The organism is Pseudazoarcus sp. NS36 (assembly GCF_059703705.1).
Map to the genome: position 1 here is coordinate 192504 of NZ_BAAKJA010000004.1, position 17576 is coordinate 210079.

The 17576-nt window shown below is 63.0% G+C and carries 10 protein-coding genes; 7 read left to right on the forward strand and 3 right to left on the reverse strand.

Going from position 1 to position 17576, the window contains the following annotated elements; translation table 11 throughout:
* Positions 1-112: 112 nt before the first annotated feature.
* Positions 113-3511, forward strand: a complete 3399-nt coding sequence (locus AC6H0R_RS07970) for a PAS domain-containing protein (RefSeq protein WP_497580827.1) — start codon at positions 113-115, stop codon at positions 3509-3511.
* Between the two features lie 49 nt (positions 3512-3560).
* Here the strand turns inward: AC6H0R_RS07970 and AC6H0R_RS07975 are convergent, their stop codons facing one another.
* Entirely contained in the window at positions 3561-4220 is a 660-nt protein-coding gene (locus tag AC6H0R_RS07975) for a hypothetical protein (RefSeq protein ID WP_497580828.1), read from the reverse strand.
* A 362-nt stretch (positions 4221-4582) separates the two neighbouring features.
* On the opposite strand from AC6H0R_RS07975, the gene glxR reads away from it, so the two are divergent.
* Together glxR and pyk are read left to right on the forward strand one after the other, a co-directional pair.
* The gene (gene glxR, locus AC6H0R_RS07980) at positions 4583-5470 is read left to right on the forward strand and encodes a 2-hydroxy-3-oxopropionate reductase (RefSeq protein WP_497580829.1); all 888 of its coding nucleotides are present in this window, start codon (positions 4583-4585) and stop codon (positions 5468-5470) included.
* Between the two features lie 287 nt (positions 5471-5757).
* On the forward strand, positions 5758-7176 hold the full coding sequence (pyk, locus tag AC6H0R_RS07985) for a pyruvate kinase (protein ID WP_497580830.1): 1419 nt from the start codon (positions 5758-5760) through the stop codon (positions 7174-7176).
* A gap of 66 nt (positions 7177-7242) precedes the next feature.
* Here pyk and AC6H0R_RS07990 read toward each other — a convergent pair whose 3' ends face one another.
* On the reverse strand, positions 7243-7761 hold the full coding sequence (locus AC6H0R_RS07990; RefSeq protein ID WP_497580831.1) for a Crp/Fnr family transcriptional regulator: 519 nt from the start codon (positions 7759-7761) through the stop codon (positions 7243-7245).
* Positions 7762-8144: 383 nt separating this feature from the next.
* On the opposite strand from AC6H0R_RS07990, the gene oxc reads away from it, so the two are divergent.
* The 4 genes from oxc to fdhF all read left to right on the forward strand — a co-directional run bounded on the left by oxc (position 8145) and on the right by fdhF (position 16425).
* Positions 8145-9902, forward strand: coding sequence for an oxalyl-CoA decarboxylase (gene oxc / locus AC6H0R_RS07995; RefSeq protein ID WP_497580832.1), 1758 nt, complete (start codon positions 8145-8147; stop codon positions 9900-9902).
* Between the two features lie 302 nt (positions 9903-10204).
* Positions 10205-11461, forward strand: coding sequence for a formyl-CoA transferase (frc, locus tag AC6H0R_RS08000; protein WP_497580833.1), 1257 nt, complete (start codon positions 10205-10207; stop codon positions 11459-11461).
* 398 nt (positions 11462-11859) lie between these two features.
* Entirely contained in the window at positions 11860-13560 is a 1701-nt protein-coding gene (locus tag AC6H0R_RS08005) for an NAD(P)H-dependent oxidoreductase subunit E (protein ID WP_497580834.1), read from the forward strand.
* Between the two features lie 42 nt (positions 13561-13602).
* Positions 13603-16425, forward strand: a complete 2823-nt coding sequence (fdhF, locus tag AC6H0R_RS08010; RefSeq protein WP_497580835.1) for a formate dehydrogenase subunit alpha — start codon at positions 13603-13605, stop codon at positions 16423-16425.
* Positions 16426-16512: 87 nt separating this feature from the next.
* Here the strand turns inward: fdhF and AC6H0R_RS08015 are convergent, their stop codons facing one another.
* Positions 16513-17499: an NAD(P)H-quinone oxidoreductase gene (locus AC6H0R_RS08015; RefSeq protein WP_497580836.1), complete on the reverse strand. Its 987-nt coding sequence runs from the start codon at positions 17497-17499 to the stop codon at positions 16513-16515.
* Positions 17500-17576 lie beyond the last annotated feature (77 nt).

The following is a 17576-nucleotide window of genomic DNA, read 5'->3' on the forward strand; positions in this document are numbered from 1 at the left end:
AACATCTGATACATCAGTTGTTGCGAATGTATCGGGGGGGTCGGATACTGGCAGAAACAACCAGTCGACGCCGCGCGCAGCAATGGAAGAACCGCACTCATCCAATCCGGGCATGCCCACGGGTATGCGTACCCCGCTGCAGCTCACGCGAGGTACGCGCTGGGTGGCGCTCATGCTGCTGGCCTGTGTGCTGGTGCTGGGGCTGCACTGGGCGTTTTTGCTGCGCGGACATGAGCAACAGCTGCGTGATGCCGAGACGCGTGCGCAGTTGCGTGCGGCGCAGCTTGCGAAGGCCATGGCGGGGCAGGTCGAGATGCTGGTGGGGGATGTCGACCTGATGGCTCGCACGGTGGTCGAAGCGTGGGTCGAGCACGACCTGTCGCAGACTCTTGTGGCGAGCCGGTTGATTGCAGATGGGCTGCCGGACGGTGCGCTGGTGCAGGTTGCGGTGGCAGACGCGCAGGGCTTGGTCCGCTTCAGCTCGCTTTCGCCGGGCGGTCGGCCCGAGAACATGATTTCGATTGCCGATCGTCGGCATTTCACGGCGCATGGCGAGGGCGTACCGCCCCGACTGTTCGTCGGAGAAGCGTTGCAGGGGCGTCTGTCGGGCAAGTGGAGTGTGCAGTTCAGCCGCCCGGTGCTGCGCGACGGGCGTTTCGACGGTGTGGTGGTGATCTCGATCTCGCCGGCGTATCTGTCGGAGGCTTTCCGCGCAGTCCTGCCGGATCCGCGTGAGGCCGTGCTGCTGGCACGCAACGACGGTGTCTACCTGGCGCGTTCCCACTACTTCGAGCAGATTGCCGGACAGCGCGCGCCGGCGACGTACGATTTCATGCGTCTGGCCGATCAGCAGTCGGGCGTGACCAAGGCCACCAGCGTGGTCGACGGTGTGACGCGGCTGTATGCGTTTCAGCGGCTGAAGGGGTATCCGCTGATCATTGCCCTGGGGCTGGACGCGGATACGGCGCTGGCGTTCACGAGAGCGGTGATTCGCGCCTCGCGTCTTGAGAATGCAGTGGCATCGGCCCTGTTGCTGATTGCGGCCTCGCTGATCGGCGGCCTGTTCGTGCAGCGCGAGCGCCATGCCCAGGAGCTTGCACAGGGGCGCGAGCGCCTGGAGCTGGCGCTGGTTGGCGGGGAGCTGGGTACATGGGACTGGGATGTTTCCAGCGGGACGACGCGCTTCAACGAGCGCTGGGCGTCGATGCTGGGCTACAGCATCGCCGAGCTGGAGGGAGATCTCTCTACCTGGGAACGACTGGTGCACCCGGACGACTGGCCGGCGATTCATGCTGCGCTGGATCCGCATCTGCGCGGGGAGACACCGCAGTACGAATCCGAACACCGCATGCGGCACCGTGGCGGGCACTGGGTGTGGGTGCTGGACCGCGGGCGGGTGGTGGCGAGACAGCCCGACGGCTCGGCCCGCCGGGTGGTGGGCACCCATCTGGACATCACCGCGCGCAAGACGGCCGATGCGCTGGCGAGTGAGGCCCGAGAACGCCTGGCCCGCCTGCTCGAGGAGGTGCCGGGGGTGGTGTACCAGTACCTGCGCCGGCCGGACGGCACGTCGAGCTTCCCGTACGCCAGTTCCGGCGTCCGCGCCATCTATGGTCTGAGCGCCGACGAGGCCGGCGTTTCGGCGCAGAAAGTGTTCGAGCGCATCCACCGTGGTGATCTGGAGCGGGTGTCGAAGTCCATCGACGAGTCGGCCGAGCGGCTGGCGGCGTGGCGTTGCGAGTATCGCGTCGTGGTCCCCGAGGGGCAGGTGCGCTGGCTGCTCGGGCATGCCAATCCGCAGCGTCTGGAAGATGGTTCGACGCTGTGGCATGGCTATATCCAGGACGTTACCGACCAGCATCTGGCGGCCGAGGCGCTGCAGCAGAGCGAGGCCCGTCTGCGCATGACCATGGAGGCGGTGCGTGACGGCCTGTGGACCTGGGATGTGCTCAGCGGGGCCGTGGTGTGGGATACGCGCTGCTACGAGATGCTCGGCTATGCCGAGGGCGGCCTCGAGATCAGTTTCGATGCCTGGATCGAGATGCTCCATCCCGGCGACCGCAAGCGCTTGCAGGTGTATCTGCGCGAGCACTTTGCCGCGCGTTCGACGCAGCTCGCCAAGCAGGAAGTGCGCGTGCGCACCGCCAGCGGGGCATGGTTGTGGGTTGAGGCGCGCGGTCGCGTGGTGGCCTGGGAGGAGGGGCAGCCGTCACGCATGGTGGGCACCTTTACCGACATCAGCGAGCGTGTGGCGGAAGCCCGCTTGCGCGAGGTGCTGCTTGAGCGCAGCGCGGCGGTGATCTTCACGGCCTCGGCCGATCGCCACATGATCAGCGCCAATGCGCGGGCCCGCCAGGTGTTTGGGCGGCCGGGCGAGGATCTGGCGGGCATCGATCTGCGCCGCCTGCACATCGACGATGCGCACTATGCCGGGCTGGAGAACTACTACCGCACCCTGCTCGGCAAGGGCTTCGTGCGCTTCGAGTATCCCTTGCGCGATGTGCGCGGCCGCACGCGCTGGTTCGACATGAGCGGCACCTTGCGCGACCCGGAGTCGCCCGACAGCGGCATTGTGTGGACGCTGATCGACGTGACCGACCGCCATCGGGCGGAATCCGAACTGCAGGCCGAACGGCTGCGTCTGACGACGCTGCTCGAGCGCTTCCCGGGCGGCGTGCTGATGGAGGACGCCGCCGACCATGTTGTGGTGGCCAACCAGGGTTTCTGTGAGCTGTTCGGCCTCAAGGGGGCCGCCGCGCGCCTGATCGGCTTGTCGCACGAGGATCTGTGTCAGGCGCTGGGAGATGAGCGCCGCGCCTGGCTGCATGACCCGACGGACAACGGCGGGCGGGAGCAGCGGCGCACCATCGAGGTGACCGCGGAAGACGGTCGCACGCTGGAGATCGACTGGCTGCCGATCTCCAGTCACGACGAATCGCTGGGGCGCGTCTGGCTGGCGCGTGACATTTCCGAGCGCAAGCAGCGCGAGGCCACGCTGGAAACCCTGGCGACTACCGATGCGCTGACCGGCCTGCCCAACCGCCGCGTCTTTCTGGCTCGGCTGGAGCAGGCGGTGGAAGAGGCGCACCAGCAGCCTGCACGCGACAGCGTGGTGTTGATGCTCGACATCGATCACTTCAAGGTCGTCAATGACACCTGGGGTCACGCCGTTGGCGACGTGGTGCTGCAGCACGTCGCAGAGCTGATTCGCGACAGCCTGCGCCGCGGCGATCTGCCCGGTCGCCTGGGTGGCGAGGAGTTTGCGGCACTGCTGCCGGGTACTTCGATTACGCATGCGCGCGATCTGGCCGAGCGCTTGCGCGTGCGACTGCAAGACAGTCCGGCGCAGACCGAGGCCGGTCCGGTGTCGGTGACGATCAGCATCGGCGTGGCGAACATCGACGGTGGCCGGGCGCGTCAGGTCATGGAGCGGGCTGACGAGGCGCTGTACGCCGCCAAGAGTTCGGGGCGCAACCGGGTGTGCGTGGCCGCCGAGCCGCCGTCGGCCTGAATGGGGATGGCGCGCCGCTGGTGCAGTAGGCGGTTGCAGCGCACAGGCTTCAGAAGTGGCGAATCAGGCCCAGGTGCCAGGTAGATTGCCGCGGTTTGTCGCGGATGCGTTCGACCACGTTGCCACCGGCGTCGCGCGCTTCGTAGCGCAATGCGCGATAGCGCGTTTCACGGTAGCCCAGGCGTGCGCTCCAGGCCTTGCCCAGTCGCAGACTGAGACCCAGCCCGAGCACGGTACCGGGTCGCCAGTGGCGCTCGTCATAGGTGCTGTCGGGGCTGCCCCATTTGCGCTCGTGGATGCGCCCCAACACGATGCCGGCCTCGGCAAACGCGGCGAGTCGATCCGTGAGTTGCCAGGCGGGTTGCAGGCTGAGGCTGGCGGCGTAGGGAATGTCGTAGCGCAGTGACGCGGGCTCGTCCGGGATGCGTAGCCTCCAGCGTGTGTCATTGACGGCAAGGCGGGCCTCGACGGCGAGCGAGAAATCCGGGGAAAGCTCCCAGCGATGGCCGGCAAACACGGCGCCCGCACGGCCGCTGGCGCGATTGACGAAGCTGCTGTCGGGCGTGCCGTCCGGTTCGTAATAATGCGGCTCGAAGCGCAGGCGTTCGCGGCTGGCCTCTATGCCGCCGTAAAAGCCGTCTGCCGCAGCATTGCCCGACAGCAGCATGCCGGCCGCCAGGCCGGTGCAGAGAATGATTCGGAACCCCACGTTGATTCCTCCGTTCGTGACCTGGCGCGATGATAGGTGTGCCGGGAAGCGGGTGTCCATGCGTCCTCCAAAGGGTTGTCGATACCTGGGGTATCGGATCAAGCGATATTTTGTGTTCTTATCAAAGCTGCCGTTTGCCTTTAACATGCATGCCACACAATTCCCTGTGCCGTTCGCGGATACGCAGCGGGATGATGACATGCGGCCCGTGTGCCGCATGCTCGCCGGAAAGCGCTGCCGTTTTGCGCGCTCCGGTACGGTGTTCGCCGCCCGGGGTGTGCCGCAAGGCATTCCGCGGGCTGATCCGGGGGCCTCTCGGCTTGCCGGTTCTGGTATTGAACTGAACGTTTATGGAGATTGACATGGCTAAAGTTGGATTCATTGGTCTCGGCATCATGGGCGCCCCGATGGCGGGCCACCTGCAGGCAGGTGGTCACCAGCTGTTCGTGCACGACGTGAAGGCCCCGCCGGCCGATCTGCTGAGCGGCGGCGCAACTGCCTGCGCCAGCGGCGCTGAAGTGGCCAAGAACGCCGACATCATCATCACGATGGTGCCGGATACCCCCCATGTCGAAGCCGTGCTGTTTGGCGAGAACGGTGTTGCAGCCGGCCTCTCCAAAGGCAAGATCGTGGTCGACATGAGCTCGATCTCGCCGATCGCCACCAAGCAGTTCGCCAAGCGCATCAACGAGCTGGGCTGCGAGTACATGGACGCCCCGGTGTCGGGTGGTGAAGTCGGCGCCAAAGCCGCTTCGCTGACGATCATGGTCGGTGGTTCGGATGCGACCTTCGCCACGGTCAAGCCGCTGTTCGAGCTGATGGGCAAGAACATCACGCTGGTCGGCGGCAACGGCGACGGCCAGACCACCAAGGTTGCGAACCAGATCATCGTCGCGCTGAACATCCAGGCTGTGGCCGAAGCGCTGCTGTTCGCCTCCAAGGCCGGTGCCGACCCCGCAAAGGTCCGTCAGGCGCTGATGGGCGGCTTCGCCAACTCGCGCATCCTGGAAGTGCACGGTGAGCGCATGGTCAAGCGCACCTTCAACCCTGGCTTCCGTATCGAGCTGCACCAGAAAGACCTGAACCTGGCCCTGCAAGGCGCCAAGTCGATGGGTGTTTCGCTGCCGAATACGGCCATGGCCCAGGAGCTGATGAACACCTGCGCCGCCAACGGCATGTCGGGTCTGGATCACTCGGCACTGTGCCGCGCGATCGAACTGATGTCGAACCACCAGATCGCCCAGGGCTGATCGACTATCGGGGCGGGCAGCCTGCGCCGCCCGCCCCGACGGCCGCATTCGATGAATGCGGCCGTTTGTATTTCGGGCTTCGTACGCGCGGAGTCCGGGCGCCGACCGCAAGGTCGGGGCGCCGAAGCAGGGGAGGAAGTGGTCGGTCGAGGGCTCTGCGGGCCGCGACCAGGTGTGATCCGGCGCGTGTCGTCGGCAATGTGCACGTCATGATGACGGCGTATGTTGCGCGAGGCCATGCAGCCGATCCAGCAATGAACAACAACGTATTCATCAGGACAACAACAATGCGACGCGAACGTAATGCCCGAATCATCGCCACTCTGGGCCCGGCGAGCTCCAGTGCGGAGACCATCCAGAAACTGTTTGAAGCCGGTGCGGATGTCTTCCGCTTCAACTTCAGCCACGGTACCCACGAAGACCACAAGGCGCGCTACGACGTAGTGCGTGAGGTCGAGCGCAAGGTCGGTCGCCCGATCGGCATCTTGGCCGACCTGCAGGGACCGAAGCTGCGCATCGGCACCTTTGCGGCTGGCCGCATCGTGCTGCAGTCCGACGCCGAGTTCACGCTGGATCGTGACACCACGCCGGGCGACGAAAGCCGCGTGTGCCTGCCGCACCCGGAGCTGTTCGAAGCAGTCGAGGCGGGTCAGTCGCTGCTGCTCGACGACGGTAAGCTGCGCCTGCAGGTGCTCGACAGCAACGGTACGCAGATCCGCACCCGCGTGGTCACCGGTGGCCCGCTGTCTGACCGCAAGGGCGTGAACGTGCCCGACGCCGTGCTGCCGATCCCGGTGCTGACCGAGAAGGACCGTCGTGACCTCGATTTCGCGCTGTCGCTGGGCGTGGAATTCGTGGCGCTGTCGTTCGTGCAGCGTCCGGAAGACCTGCACGAGGCCCGCGAGATCATCGGTGGCCGCGCGCTGCTGATGACCAAACTCGAAAAGCCGCAGGCGCTGGATCACCTTGACGAGATCGTGCGTCTGTCCGACTCCGTGATGGTTGCCCGTGGCGACCTCGGTGTGGAACTGCCGCCGGAGCGCGTGCCGAGCGCGTCCAAGCGCATCCTGCGTGCCTGCCGCGAACACGGCAAGCCGAGCATCGTGGCAACGCAGATGCTGGAATCGATGATTTCCGCACCGACGCCGACCCGCGCCGAAGCCTCGGACGTGGCCGGTGCGGTGTACGACGGTGCCGACTCGGTGATGCTGTCGGCCGAATCGGCCAGCGGTGCATTCCCGGTGCAGGCCGTGGCGATGATGGATCGCATCATCCGCGAAGTCGAAGGTGATCCGCTGTATCGCACGCTGGTCGACGCCCAGCACCCCGAGCCGCTGACCACGCCGGCCGACGCCATCTGCTCGGCACTGCGTGGCGTGACCAAGATCATCGGCGCTGCTGCTACGGTGACCTACACGACTTCCGGTACCACCGCGATGCGTGCTGCGCGCGAGCGTCCGACCGCGCCGATCGTCAGCATCACGCCGAGCCTGGACACGGCCCGTCGTATGGCTTTTGTGTGGGGCGTGCATGCCAAGGTCGTGGATGACGTGAGTTCGGTGACCGACATGGTGAGCGTCGCGTGCAAGGTTGCGCACGAAGAAGGTTTTGCCAAGCCGGGTCAGAGCATCGTCATTGCCGCTGGCATGCCGTTCGGCATGCAGGGCAGCACCAACCTGCTGCGTATCGCTACCGTCGAAGGCTGATCGCCGTCGAGGTGAACGACAAAGGGGCCGCAAGGCCCCTTTTTATTTGCTGCGGATTTGTGTGCCTCAGATCTTTCCCTGATGCTTCAGGCGACTCAGTGTCTCGGACGAGATGTTGAGGTAGGAGGCCAGTTCCTTCTTCGGAATGCGGTCGAAGAGCTCAGGCTGCTTGCGCAGAAAGCGGTGCACCCGGCCGGGTGCGTCGAGCAGGTGCAGCGTGATGGTGTGCGCCATGATCTCGCTCATCAGGCGCATCACTTCGTATTCAAAGTGCTGCTTGAGGTGCGGGATATTGTCGATCAGCGTGACCCATTGCTGCATCGGCAACTTTGCGACGCGAGCTTTGGTGACAGAGACTATGCTGTAAGGCGTGGGGGTTTTGAGGCGCCAGGCAGCGTAGCTGGTTTCCATGCTGCGCTCCTCGGTGAAGCGCAGGATCATGCGTTTGCCCTGCTGATTGGTGACGACGCGCTTGAGCACGCCATCAAGCACGAAATACTGTTCCATTTCATGCACGCCCTGGTGAAGCAGGAAGTCGCCCTTCTGGCAATCCACCACCGTGAGGTGGGGCTCAAACACCGCCATTTCTGCTTCGCTCAGTTCGCGGAGAACGCTGTTCTGGCGAAGCTGGACGCGGATAATGTTTTTTTCGGGGTGCTTATCGACTGACGACATATAGGGGGCTTCGCCTGTATCCGTCGCTCATACGACTAACGGCGTATTCTCCCGTTAAAGTTGACCGGGGTCAATGATGGCCCGTTGTACCGCTCGCTATGATTCGCCCCGCTCGATAGGTCAGGGCTTTCAACAACCTATCGTCGGAGGTAGCTGGCATAAGGCGCCATTTCTCCGGCAACCGGAACAAGGGTGTTCCGCCGCTGAATGGCTCGGGGCCGGGAAATCCAGGTTCGCCGATGTCAGCCGCATTGCTCAACCTTAATCGACGTATCAACGAGAGAGCATTCACCATGAATACGACTACCGACACTCAATCCGAGGGTTTTCACATGCAATCCCAGGAAATGACCGACGGCTTCAATCTGCTGATTGATGCGCTGAAGGCAAATGATCTGAATACCATCTACGGTCTGGTCGGCATTCCCGTTACCGACCTCGCCCGTCTGGCGCAGTCGCGCGGCATGAAGTTCATCGGCTTCCGTCACGAAGCCAACGCAGTGAACGCCGCTGCCATCGCCGGCTACATGACCCAGAAGCCGGGTGTTGCCCTGACCGTTTCCGCTCCGGGCTTCCTGAACGGCCTCGTCGCGCTGGCCAACGCCACCGTGAACTGCTTCCCGATGATCATGATCTCCGGTTCGTCCGAGCGTGAAATCGTCGACCTGCAGCAGGGCGACTACGAAGAGCTGGATCAGCTCAACGCCGCCAAGCCGTACGTCAAGGCTGCCTACCGTATCAACCACGCCGAAGACATCGGTATCGCCGTTGCCCGCTCGATCCGCGCTGCCGTTTCCGGTCGCCCGGGTGGTGTGTACCTCGACGTCCCCGCCGAGCTGCTCGGCCAGACCATCGACGCCGTGCGTGGCGCCGAGTCCATCGTCAAGGTTGTTGATGCTGCCCCGGCTCACCTGCCGTCGCCGGCCGCCATCGACCGCGCGCTGGAAGTGCTGAAGTCCGCCAAGAAGCCGATCATCATGCTGGGCAAGGGCGCTGCTTACGCTCGTGCTGAAAGCCAGATCAAGGAATTCGTTGAGAAGACCGGCATTCCGTACCTCGCCATGTCGATGGCCAAGGGCATCCTGCCGGACAGCCACCCGTCGTCCGCGATGGCCGCTCGTTCGCTGGCTCTGAAAGAAGCCGATACCGTGCTGCTGATCGGTGCTCGTCTGAACTGGCTGCTGGCTCACGGTAAAGGCAAGACCTGGGGCGGCGATCCGGATCGCGAGTTCCCGAACAAGAAGTTCATCCAGATCGACATTTCCGCCATGGAAATGGACAGCAACGTGCCCATCGATGCGCCGATCGTCGGCGATATCGTCAGCACGATGGAACTGCTCAACGCCAAGATCGACGCCAAGTTCCCGAAAGCTTCGGCTGACTGGGTCAACCTGCTGATGAGCAAGCGTGAGCAGAACGTTGCCAAGATGGCTTCGATGCTGACCAAAGAAACCAACCCGATGAACTTCCACAACGCGCTCGGCACCATCGGCAGCGTGATCAAGGGTCGTGACATCCACCTGGTGAACGAAGGCGCCAACGCGCTGGACTACGCCCGCGCCATCATCGACATGGACAAGCCGCGTCGTCGTTTCGACACCGGTACCTGGGGTGTCATGGGCGTCGGCATGGGCTACGCCATCGGCGCTGCTGTGGAGTCGGGTGGTCAGGTCGTCGCGATCGAGGGTGACTCGGCGTTCGGCTTCAGCGGCATGGAACTCGAAACCATCTGCCGTTACAACCTGCCGGTCTGCACCATCATCATGAACAATAGCGGTGTGTACCGTGGTTGCGACCCCAACCTCAACCCGGACAACGCCAACGATGTGCCGGTGACCTCGTTCGTCAAGAACGCTCGTTACGACATGCTGATCGAAGCGTTTGGCGGCAAGGGCTACAACGTCACGACCGTTCCGGAGCTGAAAGCTGCTCTGGAAGAGGCCCTGGCCTCCGGCAAGCCGACCGTCATCAACGCCATCATCGACGAAACGGCCGGTACCGAGAGTGGTCGTCTGACCAGCCTCAACCCGCAGTCGGGCGTAAAGAAGTAATCGGCTGGCGCGCGGCGTAAGCCGCGCATGCCGACGAGACAAGGAAATTCGGGCGGTTCGGGGCTCTCCCGACCGCCCGGTTTTCGAAGATTTTCGGGCTTGTCCGGTTCGAAGGCTGCTCGGGAGTTGTCTTGACTTCGCCGGTGACAAGCCAATAGTATCTAGGATTGAAATGAACGCCCGCAGTAGCCGGGTGCGTTTCCTGAGATCCACTGATCGCAACTCGTGCGCCCATTCGAGGCGCATCCCAAGAAGCCCCACAGGGCATCAACTAACCTGTTTCATAAGGAAGATCATCCGTCATGAGCAAGCCGCTTGAAGGAATCAAGATCATCGACTTTACCCACGTTCAGGCCGGTCCGGCGTGCACCCAGCTGCTCGCATGGTTTGGTGCCGACGTGATCAAGGTCGAACGTCCGGGTGCTGGCGACGTTACGCGTAACCAGCTCCGTCACGTCAAGGATGCCGACGCGCTGTACTTCACGATGCTGAACAGCAACAAGCGTTCGCTGACCCTCGATACCAAGACCCAGGCAGGCAAGGAAGTCCTCGAGAAGCTGATCAAGGAAGCCGACGTTCTCGTCGAGAACTTCGGTCCGGGCGCGCTCGACCGCATGGGCTTCTCGTGGGCACGCATGCAGGAACTCAACCCGAAGATCATCATGGCTTCGGTCAAGGGCTTCAGCGAAGGTCACCACTACGAAGACCTGAAGGTCTACGAGAACGTTGCGCAGTGCGCTGGCGGTGCCGCTTCGACCACCGGCTTCTGGGACGGTCCCCCGACCGTTTCGGCCGCTGCTCTGGGTGACTCGAACACCGGTATGCACCTCGCTATCGGCATCCTGACCGCTCTGATGGGCCGTGAGAAGACCGGCAAGGGCCAAAAGGTTGCTTGCTCGATGCAGGATGCTGTTCTGAACCTGTGCCGCGTCAAACTGCGCGACCAGCAGCGTCTGGATGCCCTGGGTTATCTGGAAGAGTATCCCCAGTACCCGCACGGCGAGTTCACTGATGTCGTGCCGCGTGGTGGTAACGCCGGCGGTGGCGGTCAGCCGGGTTGGGTTCTGAAGTGCAAGGGCTGGGAAAACGACCCCAACGCTTACATTTACTTCACCATCCAAGGCCACGCCTGGGCTCCGATCTGCAAGGCTCTGGGCCGCGAAGAGTGGATTGACGATCCGGCGTACAACACTGCCGAAGCCCGTCAGGACAAGATTTTCGACATCTTCGGCATCATCGAAGACTGGCTCAAGGACAAGACCAAGTTCGAAGCAGTCGACATCCTGCGCAAGTTCGACATTCCGTGCGCTCCGGTCCTGTCGATGAAAGAGCTTTCCGAAGACAAGTCGCTGCGTGAAAGCGGCTCGATCGTTGAGGTTGATCACCCGAAGCTGGGCAAGTACCTCACTGTTGGTAGCCCGATCAAGTTCTCCGATCTGAAGGTCGAGATCAAGGCTTCGCCGCTGCTGGGTGAGCACACTGACCAGATCCTGTCGGAGCTGGGCTACTCTGCCGACCAGATCAAGCAGATGCGCGAGAGCAAGGTCACCTCGCTCTGATCGCAGATTGATTGCAGCAAGCTGAAAGCGGCGCCTTCGGGCGCCGTTTTTTCTTTTGCGGCGGGAGAAAAGGCCGGGTGCCGTGAGGGCGCGGCTGCAATGCTATAGTTCCACGGTTAGGTCTGAATCGTCACGCAGGCGGCTTTCAGCGCCGGTGTTGTCGAGCACGCAGATGGATCGTTCCGAATTTTCGGGAGTCGTTGACTGCCGTCAATTAGTCGGCCGCGTCCGATGTGTCACAATTTGATTGTTTAAGTCATCCGTCGCCATGCGACGCGCGTCGCATCGAACGCCCTACAGCGGATTCTGCGTACGTGTGCTGCGTCTGAACCTATGCACGGCAGGGCTTATTGCAGAATCTCGAATCCTGTGTTGCGTTAGCTGATTAGGAATCCAACATGAACCAGAAAGTCATCCCGATTACGGTGCAAGGGCCCTCCAAGGAACGCCGGCGTATGGCGCCGAAAGGCCGTCGTGTCGATCCGAAGGCGCTGGTGGAAGTGCAGGCGTTGCTCGGACATGAGTCCCGTCAGCGTGATCTGCTGATCGAACACCTGCACAAGCTGCAGGACCATTTCGGTCATCTGTCGGCTGGGCACCTTGCTGCACTTGCGCAAGAGATGAAGCTTTCGCAGACCGAAGTCTATGAGGTCGCGACCTTCTACCACCACTTTGATGTCGTTCGTGAAGGTGAGCAGACCCCGGCTGCGCTGACCGTGCGCGTCTGCGACGGTCTCTCGTGTGAGATGGCCGGCGCCCAGGATCTGCTGACCAAGCTGCCGGCCATTCTCGGCAAAGACGTACGCGTCATCCATGCGCCCTGTGTCGGTCGTTGCGAACAGGCGCCGGTGGCGGTGGTGCACCAGAATCCGGTGCCGAACGCCACGATCGAATCCGTCAAGGCCAAGGTTGAAGCCAAGGATGTTTGGCATCATCCGGACGCCTATGCCGACTACGAGGCCTACAAGGAGCAGGACGGCTACCAACTGGCGCAGGAGTGCTACGGTGGCTTGCGCGATGTCGAGTCGATCATCAAGACCATGGAAGACTCCGGTCTGCGCGGTCTCGGTGGTGCAGGCTTCCCGGCGGGCCGCAAGTGGCGGATCGTCAAGGGTTTTGCGGGCCCGCGCCTGATGGCAATCAACATCGACGAAGGTGAGCCGGGTACCTTCAAGGACCGCTATTACCTTGAGCGCGATCCGCACCGTTTCCTCGAAGGCGCGATGATTGCTGCCTGGGCAGTCGGCATTGAAGACGTCTATATCTATCTGCGCGACGAGTATCACGCCTGTCGCGCCATCCTCACGGCCGAACTCGAGAAGCTGGTGATGGAGCCGCCGGTGCCGAACATGCCGCGCTTCCACCTGCGTCGCGGCGCTGGCGCCTACATCTGCGGCGAAGAGTCCGCGATGATCGAGTCCATCGAAGGCAAGCGCGGCATGCCGCGTCTGCGTCCGCCGTACGTCGCTCAGGTCGGTCTGTTCGGTCGTCCGACGCTTGAACACAATATGGAAACCCTGCACTGGGTGCGCGACATCGTGCAGAAGGGTGCGGATTGGTTCAGCTCGCACGGCGCCAACGGTCGCAAGGGTCTGCGCTCGTACTCGGTTTCGGGTCGCGTCAAGAACCCGGGCGTCAAGCTCGCGCCGGCCGGTACTTCGCTGCGTGAGCTGGTCGAGAACTACTGCGGGGGCATGCTGGACGGTCAAAAACTCTACGGCTATCTGCCGGGTGGCGCCTCGGGCGGCATCCTGCCGGAGTCGCTGGCCGACGTGCCGCTGGACTTCGATACGCTGCAGGAATACGGCTGCTTCATCGGTTCGGCTTCCGTTATCGTGCTGTCCGACAAGGACACCGCCGCCGATGCGGCGCGCAACATGATGCGCTTCTTCGAGGACGAGTCCTGCGGCCAGTGCACGCCCTGCCGCGTCGGCACCTCTAAGACGGTCAAGCTCATCGAAGGCGACAACAAGTGGGACGTCGACGCCCTTGCCGATCTGTCGCTCGTGATGCGCGATGCGTCGATCTGCGGTCTGGGTCAGGCTGCGCCGAACCCGGTCGACTGCGTGATCAAGTATTTCCCGCAGGAACTGTCCTGACTTTGTCAGGCTGGTTCCGGAACTGATGCAGAGGAATAAATAATGAACGCGATTACCAAGAACGAAGTGGTGCAGTCCGACGCGCCGATGGTCACCTTCACGCTGAACGGTCGTGAGGTGAGCGGCCGCGAGGACGAAACGATTCTCGACGTTGCAAAGCGTGAGGGCATTCCTGTCCCGCACCTGTGCTACATGGATGGTCTTGAGGCTGCCGGCAACTGCCGCGCCTGTGTCGTCGAGATCGACGGCGAGCGTGTGCTGGCACCGTCGTGCTGCCGCCATCCGTCGAACAACATGAAGGTTTCCACCGACAGCGAGCGCGCCGTCAAGTCGCAGAAGATGGTGCTCGAGCTGCTGCAGTCGGACATGCCGGAGACCGAGTACACCCGTCACAACGAGGTGGATTTCTGGTCGCAGAAGCTCGGCCTCGGCAAGCCACGCTTTGCCCCGCGTGAGCAGCCGGCCATGGACCTGTCGCATCCGGCCATCGCGGTTAACCTCGACGCCTGCATCCAGTGCACGCGTTGTCTGCGCGCCTGCCGTGATGAGCAGGTTAACGACGTGATCGGCCTGTCTTTCCGTGGTGCCCACACCAAGATCGTGTTCGACATGGACGATCCGATGGGCGGCTCCACCTGCGTGGCCTGCGGCGAATGCGTGCAGGCCTGCCCGACTGGCGCCCTGATGCCGGCGCGCGAAGTGGCCCTGACGACGCCCGACAAACAGATCGATTCGGTCTGCCCGTTCTGCGGCATCGGCTGCCAGCTGACCTATAACGTCAAAGACAACAAGATTCTCTACGTTGAGGGTCGTGACGGTCCTGCAAACGAGAAACGTCTCTGCGTGAAAGGCCGTTACGGTTTTGACTACGCCCACCACCCGCACCGCCTGACCAAGCCGCTGATCCGCCGCGCCGATGCGCCCAAGAGCGGCGACTTCGTTATGGATCCGGATAGCGTCATGGATGTCTTCCGCGAAGCTACGTGGGAAGAGGCGCTGGAGATGGCAGGCGGCGGTCTGCGCAAGATTCGTGATGAGCACGGCAAGAAGGCGCTGGCCGGTTTCGGTTCGGCCAAGGGCTCGAACGAAGAGGCTTACCTGTTCCAGAAGCTGGTTCGCGTCGGTTTCGGCAACAACAACGTCGACCACTGCACGCGTCTTTGCCACGCCTCGTCGGTTGTGGCGCTGCTCGAAGGTATCGGTTCCGGCGCAGTGTCGAACCCGGTGATGGACGTTGCCAAGGCCGAAGTCGTGATCCTGATCGGTGCCAACCCGATCGTGAACCACCCGGTCGGCGCAAGCTGGATCAAGAACGCGGTCAAGGGCGGTACCAAGCTGATCGTCATGGATCCGCGTCGCACCGATATCGCACGTCACGCTCACCGCGTGCTGCAGTTCAAGCCCGACATGGATGTGCCGCTGCTGAACTCGATGATGAACGTCATCGTCAGCGAAGGCCTGGTCGACAAGGACTTCATCGCCAACCGCACCAGCGGTTACGAGGAGCTCGAAAAGAACGTTGCCCAGTACTCGCCGGAGAAGATGGCGCCGATCTGCGGCATCGACGCAGAGACCATCCGTTACGTCGCCCGTCTGTACGCCACCTCCAAGGCCTCGATGATCCTGTGGGGCATGGGTGTGTCGCAGCACGTGCATGGCACTGACAACGCTCGCTGCCTGATCGCCCTGTCGCTGATGACGGGCCAGATCGGCAAGCCGGGTTCGGGCCTGCATCCGCTGCGCGGCCAGAACAACGTGCAGGGCGCGTCCGACGCGGGTCTGATCCCGATGGTGTACCCGGACTATCAGAGCGTCGTCGATCCGGCGATTCGCTCGAAGTTCGCCAAGGCCTGGAGCGTGTCGGAGGAGTCGCTTGATCCCAAGCCGGGTCTGACCGTGGTGGAAATCATGCACGCAATTGATCGTGGTGAGATCCGCGGTATGTACGTGCAGGGTGAGAACCCGGCAATGTCCGACCCGGATGCCAACCACGCACGCCACAGTCTTGCGTCGCTCGATCTGCTGGTTGTTCAGGATATCTTCCTGACCGAAACCGCGTATCTGGCCGACGTGATCCTGCCGGCCTCCGCCTTCCCCGAGAAGGACGGCACCTTCACCAACACCGACCGTCTGGTGCAGATGGGTCGTGCCGCGATCAAGCCTCCGGGTGATGCGCGTCAGGATCTGTGGATTCTGCAGGACATGGCCAACAAGCTCGATTGCGGCTGGAACTACAAGCACGTGTCCGAAGTGTTCGACGAGATGCGCAAGACCATGCCGAGCATCGGTGGCATTACCTGGGACCGTCTGGAACGCGAGGATGCCGTTGTGTATCCGTGCGAGAAGGAAGGCGACCCCGGTCAGCCGGTGGTCTTCGTCGACAACTTCCCGACCAAGAGCGGTCGCGCACGCTTCGTGCCGGCGGATATCATTCCCGCAGCCGAACAGCCGGATACCGAGTTCCCGATGGTGCTGATCACCGGCCGTCAGCTCGAGCACTGGCACACGGGTTCGATGACCCGCCGCGCCTCCATGCTGGATGCGATCGAGCCGGATCCGACGGCGCAGCTGCATCCGCTGGACATGGCCCAGCTCGGGATTGCTCCGGGCGACCTGATCACCGTCGAGTCGCGTCGTGGCAAGGTTTCGCTGTGGGCGCGTGCCGAAGAAGGTACGCCGCGTGGTGCGGTGTTTGTGGCCTTCGCGTTCTATGAGGCGGCCATCAACACGCTGACCAACGCTGCACTCGACCCGGCCGCCAAGATTCCGGAGTTCAAGTACTGCGCAGTGCGTGTTTCCACCGGAGGCACGGAGCCCAAGCAGTCGAGCTACGGTGGTGGCAAGGCGCTGGAACTCATGCACTGAGCAAGAAGTTTGTGGCCGGGGAAACCCGGCCAGCCATGAAAAAAGCCCGGAGGTTTCTCCGGGCTTTTTGTTTGTGCGCGCCAGGAATCAGGCGTCTGCGACTTTCAGCACGATCTTGCCGATGTGCTGACTCGACTCCATCAGTGCATGTGCCTTGCCGGCCTCTTCAAGCGCAAAGGTCTGATAAACGACCGGTTTGATCTTGCCTGCATCCATCAACGGCCAAACGCGCTCACGCAACCGGGCGGCAATGGCGGCCTTGAAGTCGTCCGAGCGCGGCCGCAAGGTCGAGCCGGTGACCGTCAGACGCCGGATCAGGATTTGCCCCAGCGGTACTTCGGCCTTGCCGCCGCCAAGCAGTGCGATGAATACCAGCCGGCCATCATTGGCCAGGGCCTTGATCTCGCGGGGGACATAGTCGCCGCCGACCATGTCGAGAATGACGTCAACGCCCTTGCCTTTGGTGGCTTCCTTGACGACCTCGACGAAGTCCTGGGACTTGTAGTTGATGCCGATTTCGGCGCCAAGCGACTCGCACGCACGGCATTTTTCGTCCGAGCCGGCAGTGGCAAACACGCGGTGACCCATGGCCGTAGCGATCTGGATGGCCGTTACGCCAATGCCCGACGTGCCGCCCTGCACCAGGAGGGATTCTCCTTCGGTCAGCTCGCCACGGTCAAAGACATTGCTCCAGACGGTGAAGCAGGTTTCGGGCAGTGAAGCGGCTTCCGTCGGCGTGTAGCCCTTCGGGATCGGCAGGCACTGCCCTGCGTGTGCGACGCAGTACTCGGCGTAGCCTCCGCCGTGCACGAGCGCGCAGACCATGTCACCCTTCTTCAGGGTGGTGGTGCTGAAGTCGCCGTCGACGATCTCCCCGGCGACTTCCAGGCCGGGCAGATCGGACGCTCCCGGAGGCACGGGGTAGCTGCCGGTGCGCTGCAGAACGTCAGGCCGATTCACGCCGGCGGCCAGCACGCGGATCAGCACCTCGCCTGACTTGTATTGCGGTACCGGCCGTTCGCACAGTTGCAGGACTTCGGGGCCGCCTGGCTGAGTGATTTCGATTGCGCGCATGATTGCGGGGCTCCTCTTTGCGTGTTGGGCGCAGCGCGTTACCGTGTGGGGTCGCGTGCTGCGCCGAAAACCGCCAT